Origin of the sequence: Methylorubrum populi (genome assembly GCF_002355515.1) — a bacterium.
Classification (GTDB): domain Bacteria; phylum Pseudomonadota; class Alphaproteobacteria; order Rhizobiales; family Beijerinckiaceae; genus Methylobacterium; species Methylobacterium populi_A.
In genome coordinates this window covers 3193380-3207399 of the sequence record NZ_AP014809.1, presented here as the reverse complement: position 1 = coordinate 3207399, position 14020 = coordinate 3193380, and the positions used below count along the sequence as shown (strand labels likewise).

Annotated in this window: 12 protein-coding genes; all 12 read right to left on the bottom strand. The window is 69.2% G+C overall.

All coding sequences use genetic code 11. From position 1 onward, the window contains the following. Positions 1–10: 10 nt before the first annotated feature. Positions 11–1051 (bottom strand): ketoacyl-ACP synthase III, encoded by a 1041-nt coding sequence (locus MPPM_RS14745; RefSeq protein ID WP_096485683.1) that lies wholly within the window; start codon positions 1049–1051, stop codon positions 11–13. Positions 1052–1518: 467 nt separating this feature from the next. Continuing rightward, positions 1519–2691 carry a M20 aminoacylase family protein gene (locus tag MPPM_RS14740; protein ID WP_096485682.1) on the bottom strand — a complete coding sequence of 391 codons (1173 nt, stop codon included), beginning with the start codon at positions 2689–2691 and terminating at the stop codon, positions 1519–1521. Positions 2692–2894: 203 nt separating this feature from the next. Next, complete coding sequence (cueR, locus tag MPPM_RS14735; protein ID WP_096485681.1) at positions 2895–3311, bottom strand: Cu(I)-responsive transcriptional regulator; 417 nt, start codon at positions 3309–3311, stop codon at positions 2895–2897. Continuing rightward, positions 3308–5773 (bottom strand): heavy metal translocating P-type ATPase, encoded by a 2466-nt coding sequence (locus MPPM_RS14730; RefSeq protein WP_173807916.1) that lies wholly within the window; start codon positions 5771–5773, stop codon positions 3308–3310. Before MPPM_RS14730 ends, cueR begins: the two co-directional genes overlap by 4 nt. Positions 5774–5849: 76 nt before the next feature. Further along, positions 5850–6182, bottom strand: coding sequence for a four-helix bundle copper-binding protein (locus MPPM_RS14725; protein ID WP_096485677.1), 333 nt, complete (start codon positions 6180–6182; stop codon positions 5850–5852). A gap of 97 nt (positions 6183–6279) precedes the next feature. Continuing rightward, positions 6280–7572: an ATP-binding protein gene (locus MPPM_RS14720; RefSeq protein ID WP_096485676.1), complete on the bottom strand. Its 1293-nt coding sequence runs from the start codon at positions 7570–7572 to the stop codon at positions 6280–6282. Positions 7573–7595: 23 nt separating this feature from the next. Then, positions 7596–8651 carry a lysylphosphatidylglycerol synthase domain-containing protein gene (locus MPPM_RS14715; RefSeq protein WP_096485675.1) on the bottom strand — a complete coding sequence of 352 codons (1056 nt, stop codon included), beginning with the start codon at positions 8649–8651 and terminating at the stop codon, positions 7596–7598. 185 nt (positions 8652–8836) lie between these two features. After that, positions 8837–9463: a uracil-DNA glycosylase gene (locus MPPM_RS14710; RefSeq protein WP_096485673.1), complete on the bottom strand. Its 627-nt coding sequence runs from the start codon at positions 9461–9463 to the stop codon at positions 8837–8839. Beyond that, entirely contained in the window at positions 9447–10208 is a 762-nt protein-coding gene (locus tag MPPM_RS14705) for a PIG-L deacetylase family protein (protein WP_096485672.1), read from the bottom strand. The genes MPPM_RS14710 and MPPM_RS14705 overlap by 17 nt, the downstream gene beginning before the upstream one ends. After that, positions 10205–11443, bottom strand: coding sequence for a glycosyltransferase family 4 protein (locus MPPM_RS14700; protein WP_096485670.1), 1239 nt, complete (start codon positions 11441–11443; stop codon positions 10205–10207). The genes MPPM_RS14705 and MPPM_RS14700 overlap by 4 nt, the downstream gene beginning before the upstream one ends. Continuing rightward, positions 11440–12333, bottom strand: a complete 894-nt coding sequence (locus MPPM_RS14695; protein ID WP_096485669.1) for a sugar phosphate isomerase/epimerase family protein — start codon at positions 12331–12333, stop codon at positions 11440–11442. The genes MPPM_RS14700 and MPPM_RS14695 overlap by 4 nt, the downstream gene beginning before the upstream one ends. Beyond that, on the bottom strand, positions 12330–13949 hold the full coding sequence (locus MPPM_RS14690; protein WP_096485668.1) for a YcaO-like family protein: 1620 nt from the start codon (positions 13947–13949) through the stop codon (positions 12330–12332). The genes MPPM_RS14695 and MPPM_RS14690 overlap by 4 nt, the downstream gene beginning before the upstream one ends. Positions 13950–14020 lie beyond the last annotated feature (71 nt).

The window sequence follows — 14020 nt, the reverse complement described above, 5'->3', positions numbered from 1 at the left end:
TTCATGAAGCTCAGCAGACGAAAGAAGCCCCCGCCCACGATAGGCCAACACCGAACCCGATCACGATGAAGCGGCGACCGGGTGCCATCTGCCCTTTATCCCGCATGTCTGCCAGAACGAAGGGGATGGTCGACGACACGGTGTTGCCGATGTCCTCGTAGTGGCGCGGCACCTTTGCGGCGGGAAGGTTCATCTTGCGCTGCAGAGCGTCCAACATGAGCTTATTCGCTTGGTGCAGGACAACGTAATCCACATCCGCCTGGGCAATACCGCTTGTTTCCAGCAGGCGAGTGAAAGCGCGCGGCACCTCTTGCAACGAGAAACTCATCACGCTGGCACCATTCATGTACAGATGCTCGCGCGAGCGAACATTGCCGTGCGAATCCTCTTCTGCCAGCCCGGTTTCCGGCCCACGAGGCATGCGAAAGCCGCCAGCTTCAACGATCAGATCCTTGCCACCGGCACCATCCGTGCCGAACACGAAGGGGCCGATCACGGACTCGCTGCTCGCCGTGATCAGTGTTGCTGCGGCTCCATCGCCAAATAAGGTTCGGACGCTTCTGTCGCGCTCATGGATGAACTTGGAATAGGTGTCGGCCGTCAGCAGGAGCACATTGCGCGCTGCGCCCGCCGCAATCAGCCCAGTTGCCAAGGCGAGACCGTAGACGAAGCCGGAACACCCGAGATTCACGTCGAGCGCACCGACGTGCCGACCTAAGCCGAGCCGGTCTTGGAGGAGGCAGGCCGTGGTTGGCAGCAGGTAGTCAGCCGCCTGGGTGCAGAGAATGAGGAAGTCGATGTCCTCACGCACGCAATCGCCCGCCGCAAATAGCCTCTCGGCGGCATGAAAGGCCAAATCGCCTGCCGTCTCGTGCTCTGCAGCCACGCGACGCTCGCGGATGCCGGTCTTGTCGAAAATCTTCTCGGAGGGCCAAGCCGGATAGAGTTCGGCGAGATGTTCGTTCGAGAGAACGCGCTCAGGGAGATGCGTCGCGATTCCGGCAATACGCGCGCCGACGGTCTGACCTCTGGATTGAATGGCAGGAATCATCAGCCTACGACAAAAGGTATGCCATCCTCATTCCGAGAATTTTTGGCTTATTCGCATGACAGCGAATTATTCTCCGAAGGAGGTTTCATAAGGAATTACGTGGCTTGTGCCGAGCTTGCGCGCGGGTGCTCGCCCTACGCAACCTGATCCGCCCGATTTCTCCGAAAGCGACTGTTGCCTCGGTTTCGCGAGGGGCTTCAGATTTCTCCCACGCGGCACACGCGCTGCCTATGCAGCTGAGTTCTATCGCCAACATGCCGAACTGGAAGACGCTGGTCGTGCCGACGAACTTCCGGCCACGGTCATGCAGCGCTGGGTTGCCCAAGCAGACCGGAACAAGGAATGTCGGGCGGCTGAGAGCGTCTGACGAAACCACAACGGGCACGCTCGTTGGGCGCCACGAGGGATAGTCGAGCCGCCGGGCGGTCGTCATTCCGAAGGGATCGCCGTCGCTTCGACCGATGCGCTCAGTCCCGCGCCGGTAGCCCTGTTTCAATGATCCGTGCCCAGAGCGAGGCGCCGTAGGGGATCGCGGCATCGTTGAAGTCGTATTCCGGATGGTGGAGACCGGCGGACGGGCCGTTGCCCATGAAGATGTAGGCGCCGGGCCGGTGGGCGAGCATGTAGGAGAAGTCTTCCGCCGCCATCATCGGTGCCACGGCCCGATCGACCTGCGCCTCGCCGACGACCTGCGCGGCGACATCCGCCATGAAGTCGGTCTCGGCCGGGTGGTTCTCGGTCGCCGGGTAGCCGCTGGCGAAATCGATGCTCGCCCGCGCTCCGAAGGCCGCAGCGACGTTCTCGGCGATCGCGGCAAGTCGCTCACGCATCAGACCGCGCACGGCCGGAGTCAAAGCCCGCATCGTGCCGCGCAGCTCCGCGGTCTGTGGGAGCACGTTGAACGCCTCGCCTGCCTCCACGGCGCAGACGGAGATGACGGCCGAATCGAGCGGGTCGATGTTGCGGGCGACGATGGATTGCAGGGCGACGACGATGTGGCTCGCCACCAGAACCGTATCGACCGCCGCCTGCGGCAGGGCGGCATGCCCGCCCCTGCCCTCGATGAGGATCGTGAAGCGGTCGGTCGAGGCCATGATCGGGCCGGGCCGGATGGCGAAGGTGCCGAGCGGCTGGCCGGGGATGTTGTGCAGACCGTAGACCGCCTCGACCCCGAAGCGCTCCATCATCCCGTCCTGCACCATGGCCTCGCCACCCCCGCCGCCTTCTTCCGCCGGTTGGAAGATCAGCACCGCGCGCCCGTCGAAGTCCCGCGTCTCGGCGAGGTACTTGGCGGCTCCGAGCAGCATCGCCGTATGCCCGTCATGGCCGCAGGCGTGCATCTTGCCCGGCACCGTCGAGCGGTAGGGAAGATCGCGGATTTCCCGGATCGGCAGGGCGTCCATATCGGCCCGTAGGCCGATCGCCCGGTTCGAGCCGTGGGCCCGCCCACGGATCACCCCGACGACGCCGGTACGGCCGATGCCCGTGACGACCTCGTCGCAGCCGAAGCCGCGCAGCTTGTCCGCCACGAAATCCGCCGTGCGATGCACGTCGTACTGAAGCTCCGGATGGGCGTGGAGATCGTGCCGCCAAGCGGTGATCTCCTCCGAGAGATCGGCAATGCGGTCGATGACGGGCATGGATCCAACCTTTCCGGAGAGTTCCAGCAAGCAGAAGGCCAACCGTGGGTCAACGGCCAAGCCTCGGCACGAAGGCTGGAATGCGCCCCCCTCCCCTCTTTCCCGGCTTGAGCGCGAGCATACACCATCGGAGGCGCCCGCCTCCGCTCCGATGCGTGCTCTCCGCGGCGCATAACTCCGAACGGACGCCACCGCGCCAAGTCTCACGGCGTCTTCGGTCCTCCCGCCAAGTCGTCGAGGATCGGACAGTCGGGGCGAGCGTCACCGCAGCAGCGCTCGGCCAGATGTTCGAGGGTGCGGGCCATGGCCTCTAACTCGCCGATGCGGCGACGCAGATCCGCCACGTGGTCGAGCGCCACCGCCTTGACCGCTGCGCTGGTACGGGAGCGATCGTGCCAGAGGGCAAGAAGGTCGGCGATTTCCCGCATCGAGAAGCCGAGATCGCGCGCCCGGCGCACGAAACGCAGAGCGTGCAGGTCGCTCTCACCGTAGACGCGATAGCCGGAAGCCGTCCGCTCGGCGGGGCCGAGCAGGCCCGTCTCCTCGTAGTAGCGGATCATCTTGGCCGAGACGCCGGTGGCGCCGGCCGCCTCACCGATGGTGACGAACCGTCCGCTCATGCAACGGCACCCGCTCGCCTGAGGCGCAGCGCGTTGCCGACGACGAAGACGCTCGAAAGCGCCATCGCCCCGGCGGCGAGCACCGGCGAGAGGGGCGGTCCGCCGAAGGCGACGAGGAGCCCGGCGGCGACCGGGATCAGCGCGGCGTTGTAGGCGAAGGCCCAGAACAGGTTCTGGCGGATGTTGGCGAGCGTGGCCCGCGACAGCACCACGGCCTCGACCAGACCACCGAGCGCGCCGGACATCAGGACCACGTCGGCACTCTCCACGGCAATGTCGGTGCCGGTGCCGATGGCGATCCCGATATCGGCCTCGGCCAGGGCCGGCGCGTCGTTGATCCCGTCGCCGACGAAGGCCACCGGTCCATGCGCCTCGCGCAGGCGACGAAGCGCCGCGACCTTGCCCTCGGGCAGCACCTCGGCCTCGACCTCGGCGATGTCGAGCGCGCGGGCCACTGCCTCGGCCGTGGCGCGGGCGTCGCCGGTCAGCATCGCCACGGTGAGACCGCGGGCGCGCAGGGACGCCAGCGCCTCTCGCGCCTCCGGTTTGATCGGATCGGCTACCGCGACGAGGGCGGCGAGCCGACCGTCGATGGCGGCGAAGATCGGGCTTTTTCCCTCGCTGGCCAGCCGGGCCGCCTCGCTCTCGAGAGCGCCGGTCGCGATCCCGAGCCGCTGCATGTAGCGCCGGTTGCCGAGCGCCACCGTCCGCTCCTCAACCCGGGCCGAGGCACCGTGGCCGGGCACCGCCTCGAACGCCTCAGCCTCGGGCAAGGCTCCGGCGTCGCGCGCCGCCGCGGTGATGGCGCGAGCGACCGGATGCTCGGAGCGCGCCTCCACCGCGCCTGCAAAGGCCAGCACCTTCCCCCGGTCGAAGCCGGGCGCGGTGACGAGATCGGTCAACCGGGGGCGGCCCTCCGTGAGAGTGCCGGTCTTGTCGAGGGCGATGACGCGGGCGTCCCGCAAAGCCTGGAGCGCGGCGCCCTGGCGGAACAGCACGCCGCGCTCCGCGGCCCGGCCGGTGCCGACCATGATCGAGACCGGCGTCGCCAGCCCCATGGCGCAGGGGCAGGCGATGATCAGCACGGAGATCGCTGCGACCAGGGCGTGGCCGAGCGCCGGCGCCGGCCCGAGGACGATCCATGCGAGAAAGGTCAGCACGGCGATGGTGATGACGGCGGGCACGAACCAGAGGGTGACCCGGTCGACCAGCGCCTGGATCGGCAGCTTGCCGCCCTGCGCCTCCTCCACCATGCGCACGATCCGCGCCAGTGCGGTGTCGGCGCCGACGCGGTCCACGGTCAGATCGAAGCTGCCGGTGGTGTTGAGAGTGCCGCCGACGACGTGGCCGCCCCTTCCCTTCTCCACGGGCACCGGCTCGCCGGTGATCATGCTCTCATCGACGAAGGACGAGCCCGACACCACGGTGCCGTCCGCCGGCACGCGTTCACCGGGGCGCACCCGCACCCGGTCGCCGATGCGCAGCTCGGAGGCCGGCACCTCGCGCTCGCGGACATCCTCGACCAACCGCGCCGTTTTGGGCGAGAGGTCGATTAGCCGGGCGATCGCCGCCCCGGCCCGGCCCCTCGCGCGGGCCTCGAGGGTGCGCCCGAGGAGGATCAGCGTGACGATGAGGACGCTCGCCTCGAAATAGAGGTGCGCCGACCCTTCCGGCAGCCAGGACGGGGCGGCGGTCGAAACGAGCGAGAAGAGGTAGGCCGCACCGGCGCCGAGGGCGACGAGGGCGTTCATGTCCGGATGACCGCGCAGCAGGTTCGGCACGCCGATCCGGAAGAAGCGGCGGCCGGGCCCGGCCAGAACCAGCGTCGCGAGCATGGCCTGCAGCCACGCATAGCCGGCGCCGAGCGCGTCCGTCGCTGCGTGGTGGAAGCCCGGCAGCAGGTGGCCGCCCATGTCGAGCACGACGACGGGGCTCGACAGCAAGGCGGCGAGGATGAGGTCGCGGCGGAGAGCGGCGGCCTCCCGCTCCTGCCTGTCCTCGGGAGGGAGAACTTGCGCCGTATCGATCCGGTGCGGCTCGTAGCCAGCCCGCCGCACGGCCTCCTCGACATCGCCCACCGTAACGGCACCGGCGGCGTGGCGCAGCTCGGCCCGACCGGTCGCGAGATTGACGCTGGCCGAGGTCGCACCGGGCAGCGCCAGAAGGGCGCGCTCGACCCGGCCGACGCAGGAGGCGCAGCTCATCCCCTCGACGGAGACAGCCGTGACGGCCTCCGGCACGTCGTAGCCGGCCTCACGGATCGCCGCGACGGCTCGAGACGGCGGCGTGCCCTCCGGCATGTCCAGGCTGGCGCGGCCGGTGGCGAGATTGACGGAGACGTCCGCCGCGCCGGGCAGAGCGGCGAGCGCCCGCTCGACCCGGCCGACGCAGGAGGCGCAGCTCATCCCCTCGACGGGCAGGGTGAGGCGGGACGTAGCGGTGGCGGCGGAGATCGGCGGCATGGCGGCATTCCGGAAAACTGGTTCCATGCCGGCTCAGATGGACCTTCCCATCATGGGAAGGTCAAGGGTCCGACCGTCATGCCGCCATGTCACGGCACGCTTCCTCGCAGGCGCGGCAGGCGGCGACACACGCATCCATGTCACCGACTCCTTCGCAGGAGCGGGCACAGGCCGCACAGATTTCCGCGCAGGCGCCGCACTGGTGGCGATGGACCGCGCTGCCGATCAGCATCAACTCGGCGGAGGCCCGACAGGCCTCGGCACAGGAGAGCATCAGGCGGAAATGCTCCGGCTCGACATGCCGGCCACCCGCTTCGAGGCAGTGGCGCGAGGCCATGCCGAGGCAAGTGCGGTAGCAGGTCAGACAGGCATCGATGCAGTGCTGCATCTCGGGCGACAGGCCGTGCATGGGCGATGCTCTCGATGACCGGACGATCCGCTGGGCGCCTCATCCTGCAACCGAGCCGGGAGAACGCCGTTCCCTCCCTCATCGGACGCAGGAAACGCTATTCCCCCACCGGAGGCTCCGGAAGCGCGGCTTCCGCCTTCTCCGGCCGGTGTTCCGGCAGACTGACCCGCACGAGGGTTCCACGGCCCGGTTCGCTCTCGATGAGGAGCTTGCCGCGGTGGCGGTTGAGCGTGTGCTTGACGATGGCGAGCCCAAGGCCCGTCCCGCCCTGCTGCCGGCTCGACGCCGTATCGACCCGGTAGAAGCGCTCGGTGAGCCGCGGGATGTGCTCGGCGGAGATGCCCGGTCCCTCGTCGCGCACCCTCAGCTCGATCCGTGACCCGCGCCCGTCCTCCCCACCGACACGATGGAGCGAGACCGCGACCACGCCGCCGCTGCCGCCGTACTTCACCGCGTTCTCGACGAGGTTCTCGACGACGCGCAACAGCTCGTCCCGATCCCCGAGCACGGGAAGCGGACCGTCGGGCCGCTCGACGCTCAGCGCGACCCCGCGCTCCAGGGCGAGTGGCGCCTGCATGTCGACCATCTGGCGCGCAATGCGGCCGAGATCGACGATGCGGGTCGGCACGACGTGCTCGTGCAATTCGATGCGCGAGAGCGAGAGCAGATCGTCGATGAGGCCGGTCATGCGCTGGGCCTGGGTGCGCATGATTCCGAGAAACTGCTCCCGGGCGCGGGAATCGTCCCGGGCCGGCCCCTGAAGAGTTTCGATGAAGCCGAGCAGCGCCGCGAGCGGCGTGCGCAGCTCGTGGCTGGCATTGGCGACGAAATCGACCCGCATCGCCTCAAGGCGGCGTGCCGCGGTGAGGTCGCGCAGGAACAGCACCACGTTGGCCTCGCCACCTCCGGGCATATCGGGGAGCGGCAGGGCACCGATCTGCACCTCGAAGGCGCGCTCGGTCGGCACGCGAGTGGCGTACTCAGTCCGCACGGGGGCGCCCGTCCGAAGGACCTCCTCGATGCCGTCGAGGACGTCGGGCGCGCGCAGGGAGAAGGAGAGCGGGTGACGCAGCTTTAATCCCGGCAGGAGTCGTCGGGCAGCCGGGTTGGCCTCGATCACCACGACCCGGCGGTCGACCAGGATCACAGGATCCGGGATATGCGCGAGCAGCGCCTCGGCGATGGCATGGCGCCGCGGCGTAGCGGTCTCGGCCGGCGGGAGGATCGCCACCTGCCCGCCGCGCCCGAGCAGTGCGCCGATCAGAAGTGCGAGGCTCGCCGACACCATCAGGGCGACATCGACGGTGCCGCCGACCGCCTCCGAGAAGACGATCACGGCCACGGCGATCGTCACGCCGAGCCACATCGGACGGGCGGAGTTCGTCGGCACGGCGCGTCAGACGGTCGGACGGGTCACGGGTCGTTCGCCGCCCTGTGCCGCCGCAGCCGCTGAAAGGCCTCGTACACACCGAGCATCAGCAGGGCGAGAACGAACGGGACGAGGTAGTAGCAGACCCGGAACAGCAGCAGCGATCCCAGCACCGACTCGCGGGGCAGGTACGACAGAGCGAGCAGGATGGTGGCCTCGAACACGCCGATGCCGCCCGGCGCGTTGGAGGCGATGCCGAGCATGGCCGCGAGCACGTAGATCGCAAGGAAGGTGGTGAAGGCGAGGTTCATGCCCTCGGGCATCAGCATGTAGAGCACGGCCGCCGCGGCGCAGACATCACCGATGCCGACCACCATCTGACTGAACGAGACCGTCGCGCCCGGCAGTTCGAGCTGCCAGTGACGAACCTTGATGTAGCGCCGCTTCACCGAGACCCAGGCCAGATAGCCGAGCACGAGGCCGAGGGTGCCGAAGCCGAGGATCTGGTTGAGGCGCGCGGTCGTGTTGACGCCGATGCTCTGGAAAGTGAGGCTCGCGAGCTGGCCCGCCTCGATGATGAGGCTGAAGCCCAGCACCACCCCCATGCCGAGCCAGAAGGTAAAGCCGGCGATCACCGTCAGCGCGGCGATCTTGGCCGCGGACAATCCGCGCTTCGAGTAGATCCAGTAGCGGATCGTCGCCGCGGTGATGAGCGGGAAGCCGAGGGTGAAGCTCACCGCGTAGCTCGTGAACGAGGCGAGCGCCGTGATGCGGTAGGGCATCTTGAGGCGGAGCTGGCGCAGGGCGAGCGCGTCGTAGCAGGTCAGGAACAGGTAGCTGACCGCCACGAACAGGAAGGCCTCGCTGAGCCGGCCCGTCGCGACGGCGGTGAAGGCCGTCTGCAGTTCGGCCCAGCTGATTTCCCCCGACAGCTTCCACAGAACGCCGAGGGAGGCGAGGATGAGAACGAGACTCGCGGCCGTGCCGATCCAGGCAAAGCGGCCGCGCTTCGAAGCCGGCTTCGATCCGGCGTCAGCCTCGCGGCCTGCATCGGCCGGATCGGCCTGCGCGACCGTCCTGTGCTTCCCGGCAGGTATCATGTGAGAACGGCGTCCGCCTCCGCTGGTCGACCGCAGAATGCATTCGGCACGGGTCGTCCCGGGCGGCGTCGGGTCCGAACCGCCCACGGGCATTTAGGAGCTTCGGTCGCTAAAGGCCAGCGAAGGACGCCGGCCACGGAGTTTCCCTGCACCGGAATGCGGCCGACATCACGCGATGCCGGCCTCTACGATGCGCGGCCCAGATGGGTGGCCGCCCGCGTCAGCCCCGCCAGGATGCGCTCGCGCACGGAGGGTGAGGTGCAGACGTAGGTCGGGCTCGGATGCGGGATCGGCACCAGCGGCAGGTCCGGCCGCAGCTCGGCGAGCGGTGACGCCGCCGCCTGCGCGAAGCGCCCGGCCGGAACGACCACGGCCAGCCGCGGCAGCAGCGCGAGCAGCGGCGCGAAGTAAGGAGCGGCGGCGACGGCTTCCGAACGGCGCGGGGCGCGGTTGAGGGCGCCCGGCGCGTGGATCACCCAGGGCACGGCGTTCCAGATCAGCGTGTCCCGCCGCGCGATACCGGCCTCGTTGAGGAAACGGAACAGGTTGGCGGCGGTGCCGGTGGCATTGTCGCGCGAGACGAAACCGGTGCGGCCGATCGAGGGGCCGGGCGTTTCGAGCAGAAGGAGCAAGCGCGCGTCCACGCCGCCGTCGAGGGGATCGGGGTCGGGCACGTCGGCGTTGCGTTCCGCGGCGATTCTTCGGGCGAATGCGCGCAGGGGCCGGACGTGGGCCGCATCGGCCATCGCCCGGCGCGCTTCCAGGAGCACGGGGTCGCGCAGGCTCTTGGGTGCTTCAGGCGAATCCGGCATCGCGCAGATCGGGCGGGAGCCGTCCCTGGAGACGGAAGCGCTCGACGCCGTCCTCCGCTGCGAGCCGCGCCCGCAGCCCCTCGGGGCCGCCGAACTGGAAACCGATCTGCGAGGCGTAGGCGGCGCAGGCTTCCGCCTTGCAACGCCCGGCCTCGGCATCGAGCCGCACGACCTGTTCGGGGAAGGTCGCGAAGAGCGGCCGCAGCGGCTCCCTCGGCTCGGCGGTGCGAACGGTGTAGGGGAAATCACGCCACCAGAGCACCGGCAGCGGCGGCTGCGCGCCGCGAAAAGCGCGGACGACCTGCACGTGATCGACGTGCCCGCCGACCGCCTGCGGAGCGAGAATCAGATCCGGTCCCGTATCGGCGACCAGCCGCTCGAAGGCGTCGGCGAGATTGGCTCCGATCCGGTCGTCGGGGCGCAGTTCGGCGAAGAGTTCGGGGGCCGAGGCGTATCCGCGGTGCGGCGCCTCGCGGAACGGCAGGTGGAGCGGCTCTTCGATACCGAGCGCACGGCCCGCGGCGCGATCTTCGTCGCGGCGCAGGGCCATGTAGTCGATCTCCGGCGCCAGTCCCTTGTCGAGCTGGCAGGCGAGTGCAAAGCCGCCCGGATTGGCAACCGAGGCGGTGAAGACCGTCGCCATCACGACCTGCCAATCCTGCGCGGCGAGCCGCGCCAGCGTGCCGCCGGCCGAGAAGACCGCGTCGTCGAGATGCGGCGAGATCGCCAGTGCGGTGCGCGTCACAGCAGGTGCGGCTCCTTGCGGAAGCGGCAATTCGGATCGAGGGGCAGCCTCTCTGGGACGCCGACCGGCGGCGGCGCGGCGGCGACCCGCTCGTAGATCTCCGTGATTTGGCGGCCGACGGCCTTCCACGAATAGACCCGGCGGCACTCTTCAAGCCCGCTCTCGGCGAGGCGCTGGCGCAGATCGTCGTCCTCGATCACACGCCGCAGCGCCTGGGTAAGCCCACGCACGTCGCCGGGATTGACCAGGAGGCCGTTCTCGCCGTCGCGCAGGCAGTCCGAGACGCCGACCGAATGGGTGGACACCACCGCGAGCCCGGCGGCCATCGCCTCCAGGATCGTGTTGGAAAACCCCTCCGCATAGGTCGGCGAGACGAACACGTCCGCCGCACGGTAGAGGTCGGGAACGGTGTCGTAATCGGCGTAGCCGGTGAAGCGGACCTGGGCCGAGGTGAAGCCGATGGCATCGGCCCGCTCGCGGGCAGCCTCGACATCCGGCCCGATCCCGGAGATCACGGCATCGAACGGCACGCCGGCTTCCCACAGCCGCTCCAGGGCATCCAGGAAATCGAGCACGCCTTTCCGGCGGTCGACACGGCCGTGATAGAGCAGACGCACCGGCTCCTCATCCTCCCGCTCGGCCCCGTAGCGCTCGCCGGGCGTGAAGCGGGCCGTATCGACCGCACCCGGAACGATGGTGAAGCGGTCGGGATCGGAGCCGAGCCGGTCGCAGACTTCCCGAACGAAGGACTGCCCGCCAATCAGCAGGGCATTGGCACGGGCCACCACCTCGACCATCGCGCGGCGATGAGTCTCGCAGCAGGAGCCGACCCAGTGACCGTCGCCGCCCTGGATCGAGACGACGGTCGGCAGCCCGAGGCGTTGACCGGCCAAAAGCGCCGCCCAGCCGGTCGGATAGCCGTACTGCGCGTGGAGCACGTCGAACGGCTTCCTGGCGTGCTCGGCGCCGATCGTCGCGACCATCTCGTCGATGTCGCGCTCGAAGTCGCCGTTCTCCTGCTCGCCGCGCTGTTCGAGACCGATGACATGAACGCCCGGTACGGGTGGAGGCGGGCCGCCGCCATAGACCCGCGTGCCGAATTCGTCGCCACGATATTGTGAGATCATCGTCACGTCGTGGCCGGCCGCCGCGACCTCGCGCAGGAGGTTCTGCGCATAGACGCTCATGCCGGAGATCGCCGGGAAGTAGCGGCGGCTGACGAAACAGATTCTCATGGATGGGGCAGCCCCGGAATCGCGGTTTCGCGCAAGGCGGTGTCGGGTGACGGCAGACCGGGGCCCGGACGGCGGCAGGTACGAAGGTATTCGAGGGCTTGGCCCACCATCATGTCGGCCCGGTGGGAATCGCGCGACAGCTCCACGCAGACGAGCTTCCCGAAGCCGACCGCATCAAGCGCGTCGAGCACCGCGGGCACATCCATGTCGCCCTCGCCGAAGGGCAGGTGGATGTGCTCCCCCCGCCTCATGTCCTCGATCGCCACCGTGCCGAGGCGTGGTGCGAATTCATGGACGGCCGCCGCCGGCTCGCGCTCCTGCGTGACGAGGCAATGGCCGGTGTCGAGGGCGAGCGACAGGCCGGGCACGTCGAGACCGGCAAAATCGTCGAGCGTCTCGATCAGCATGCCGGGCTCGGGTTCGAGAGCCGCGACGACGCCCTTCTCGGCGGCGAAGTCGGCGACCTCGCGCAAGCCCTCTACAAGCCAGCCGCGGGCCTCGTCCCGGTCGACGCCCGGCTTCGGCACGCCGGCCCAGAACGAGACGGCCTCGGAATTCAGGATCCTGCCGATCTCGATCGCCCGCTTGAGGAAGCCGACCCGCCGCGCGCGGCCGGCCGCGTCGGCGGTGACCAGCGTCGGCTCGTGCTTGGCGGTCGGATCGAGCAGGAAGCGCGCACCCGTCTCGATCACAGAGCCGAGTTCGAGCCGGTTCAGGATGCTGGCGATGCGGTCGGCCTCGACCACCCAGTTCTCGGCGAAGGGGTCAAGATGGTGGATATCGAGGGTGAGCGCCACGCCGTCGTAGCCCGCATCCTTGATCAGGCGGATCGCGTCCTCGATGCGGTGATTGGCGGTGCCGTTGGTATTGTAGGCGAAGCGCAGGGTCATGCCGGCCTCCGCTCGGCCCGGCGGCCCTGGCGCTCGTAGCGGAACGGCGCGTGGTGCGATTCGGGCTCGCGATAGAGCGGATAGTGCGAGCCGACGATCTGCTCCGCGAGCGCCACGTCGAACAGGGGCTGGCCGCCGAAGCGCTCGACCGCCTCCGGGGTCAGGCGCACGGGCAACAGCGTGTCGCTCGGCGTGCCGAAGCGGATCAGCGGATGCTCGCGCTCGATCAGCTTGCACGTGTTGCGCTCGCCGATGCGATAGTAGCTCATGGTCTCGACCTCGAGCCCCGGTACGATCGCCTTGACCACGCCAATCCCTCCGCCGGGGGGCGAGCAATCGACGTAGAGCACATCGAAGCCCGCCGCCTCCAGCCGCTCCTGAGCGATCCGGCCGCGGGCATGCCCGTCGGGCGCCTCGGTCGTCGGCAGCTCGGAAAACGCCTTAGTGCTGCGCTCGGAATAGACCGTGTTGCTCAGAACCTTGCGCAGCTCGGCCGAGGAGAGGTCGAGCCAGGCGAGCATGGCCTGGAGCGCGCGGCTCTCCTCAAGGTCGAGGCTCGGCAGCGCCTTCTGGATGAAGGCCTCGACATAGCCGGGGGGCGCCACCGTGTCGGCTAGGGCCAGCGGTCCGTGCCCGAAGGTCTTTCGGACACGGGCGGCCTGGAATTCCAGGAGGGCCTTGCGGAGCGCCCGCTCGCGATCCGGATCGCAGGCCTCGCCGCAGGCCGAGAGGGCAATCGGCGCGGGCGTGCGGGCCGGATCCTCGTCGTAGCCGACGACGTAGAGGTTGGTGAGGCCGAACTGGTCGGTGGCGAATTTTGGAAGCGCCCGGATGCCGAGGCTTTCCAGCCGATCGAGCATGCCGCGGGTCTCGGGGCCGATCCCGTCGAGGTCGAGCATGACGCCCTGATCGAGTGCGCGGAACAGCAATCCGTTGCCGTCGCGCTGGAGCAGTTCGAGCAGGCCGTGGCCGAGGGCGAAGGCCACGTCGGGACCGGCGCCGAGGCCGTTGGTGATGAGGTTGGTGAAGGGCTGGTAGCCCTGGCGCAGTTCGAAGTAATCGGTCGCGGCGATGTCGAGCGGCATCCAGACGGATTCGCCGGTTCGCGCCCGGACGGCCTTGGTCCAGTCGAGGGGCGTGTCGCGGCCGACGGGGGAGCCGGCCGGAAGGCAGAGCGTCAGCGGGTCGGCGACGGAGCCGGCGCCGTAGACGCGCACGAGATCGGCGTAGGAGACGGCCGCCTGGTTGTCGCCCTTGCGCGGCAGCAGGGCGACGGAGGGCATCAGGTTCTCGGCGATCTCGGCCACGGCGCCGATCAGCGCCTCGTCATCGGTGGCGCCGTAGCCGATGCCCGACGGCATGGCGCCGACATAGAACGGATCGTCGAGGAAAAGCGCCACGAACCAGACCGGGATGCCGGTGCGGTCGAGCCCCGCAAGGTTGAAGCCGACGACGCGGCCCTCGGGCAGCACGTCGAGATAGGCGCGCACCGCGTCCGGCAGCCGCTCGGGCAGGCCCTCGATCCGTCGCGGCGCGCCGCGGCGATAGGGGCGCGGCGCCGCGAGGCTCGGGTGGTGGGCGCGGTCGTCCCGGTCGAGGGCGTCGGTCGCTGTCATCGTCCTATCCATCAGCAGCGGCTGACCGGTTCCCCGCTCCAACCCTGCACCTCATCCTGAGGTGCCGCGAA

What these genes read in the sequence shown, in the direction of transcription:
- MPPM_RS14740 (WP_096485682.1), bottom strand. Translation starts at nt 2,691, where the DNA reads ATGCCCGTCATCGACCGCATTGCCGATCTCTCGGAGGAGATCACCGCT.
- MPPM_RS14725 (WP_096485677.1), bottom strand. Translation starts at nt 6,182, where the DNA reads ATGCACGGCCTGTCGCCCGAGATGCAGCACTGCATCGATGCCTGTCTG.
- MPPM_RS14715 (WP_096485675.1), bottom strand. Translation starts at nt 8,651, where the DNA reads ATGATACCTGCCGGGAAGCACAGGACGGTCGCGCAGGCCGATCCGGCC.
- MPPM_RS14690 (WP_096485668.1), bottom strand. Translation starts at nt 13,949, where the DNA reads ATGACAGCGACCGACGCCCTCGACCGGGACGACCGCGCCCACCACCCG.
- MPPM_RS14695 (WP_096485669.1), bottom strand. Translation starts at nt 12,333, where the DNA reads ATGACCCTGCGCTTCGCCTACAATACCAACGGCACCGCCAATCACCGC.
- MPPM_RS14730 (WP_173807916.1), bottom strand. Translation starts at nt 5,773, where the DNA reads ATGCCGCCGATCTCCGCCGCCACCGCTACGTCCCGCCTCACCCTGCCC.
- MPPM_RS14745 (WP_096485683.1), bottom strand. Translation starts at nt 1,051, where the DNA reads ATGATTCCTGCCATTCAATCCAGAGGTCAGACCGTCGGCGCGCGTATT.
- MPPM_RS14710 (WP_096485673.1), bottom strand. Translation starts at nt 9,463, where the DNA reads ATGCCGGATTCGCCTGAAGCACCCAAGAGCCTGCGCGACCCCGTGCTC.
- cueR (WP_096485681.1), bottom strand. Translation starts at nt 3,311, where the DNA reads ATGAGCGGACGGTTCGTCACCATCGGTGAGGCGGCCGGCGCCACCGGC.
- MPPM_RS14700 (WP_096485670.1), bottom strand. Translation starts at nt 11,443, where the DNA reads ATGAGAATCTGTTTCGTCAGCCGCCGCTACTTCCCGGCGATCTCCGGC.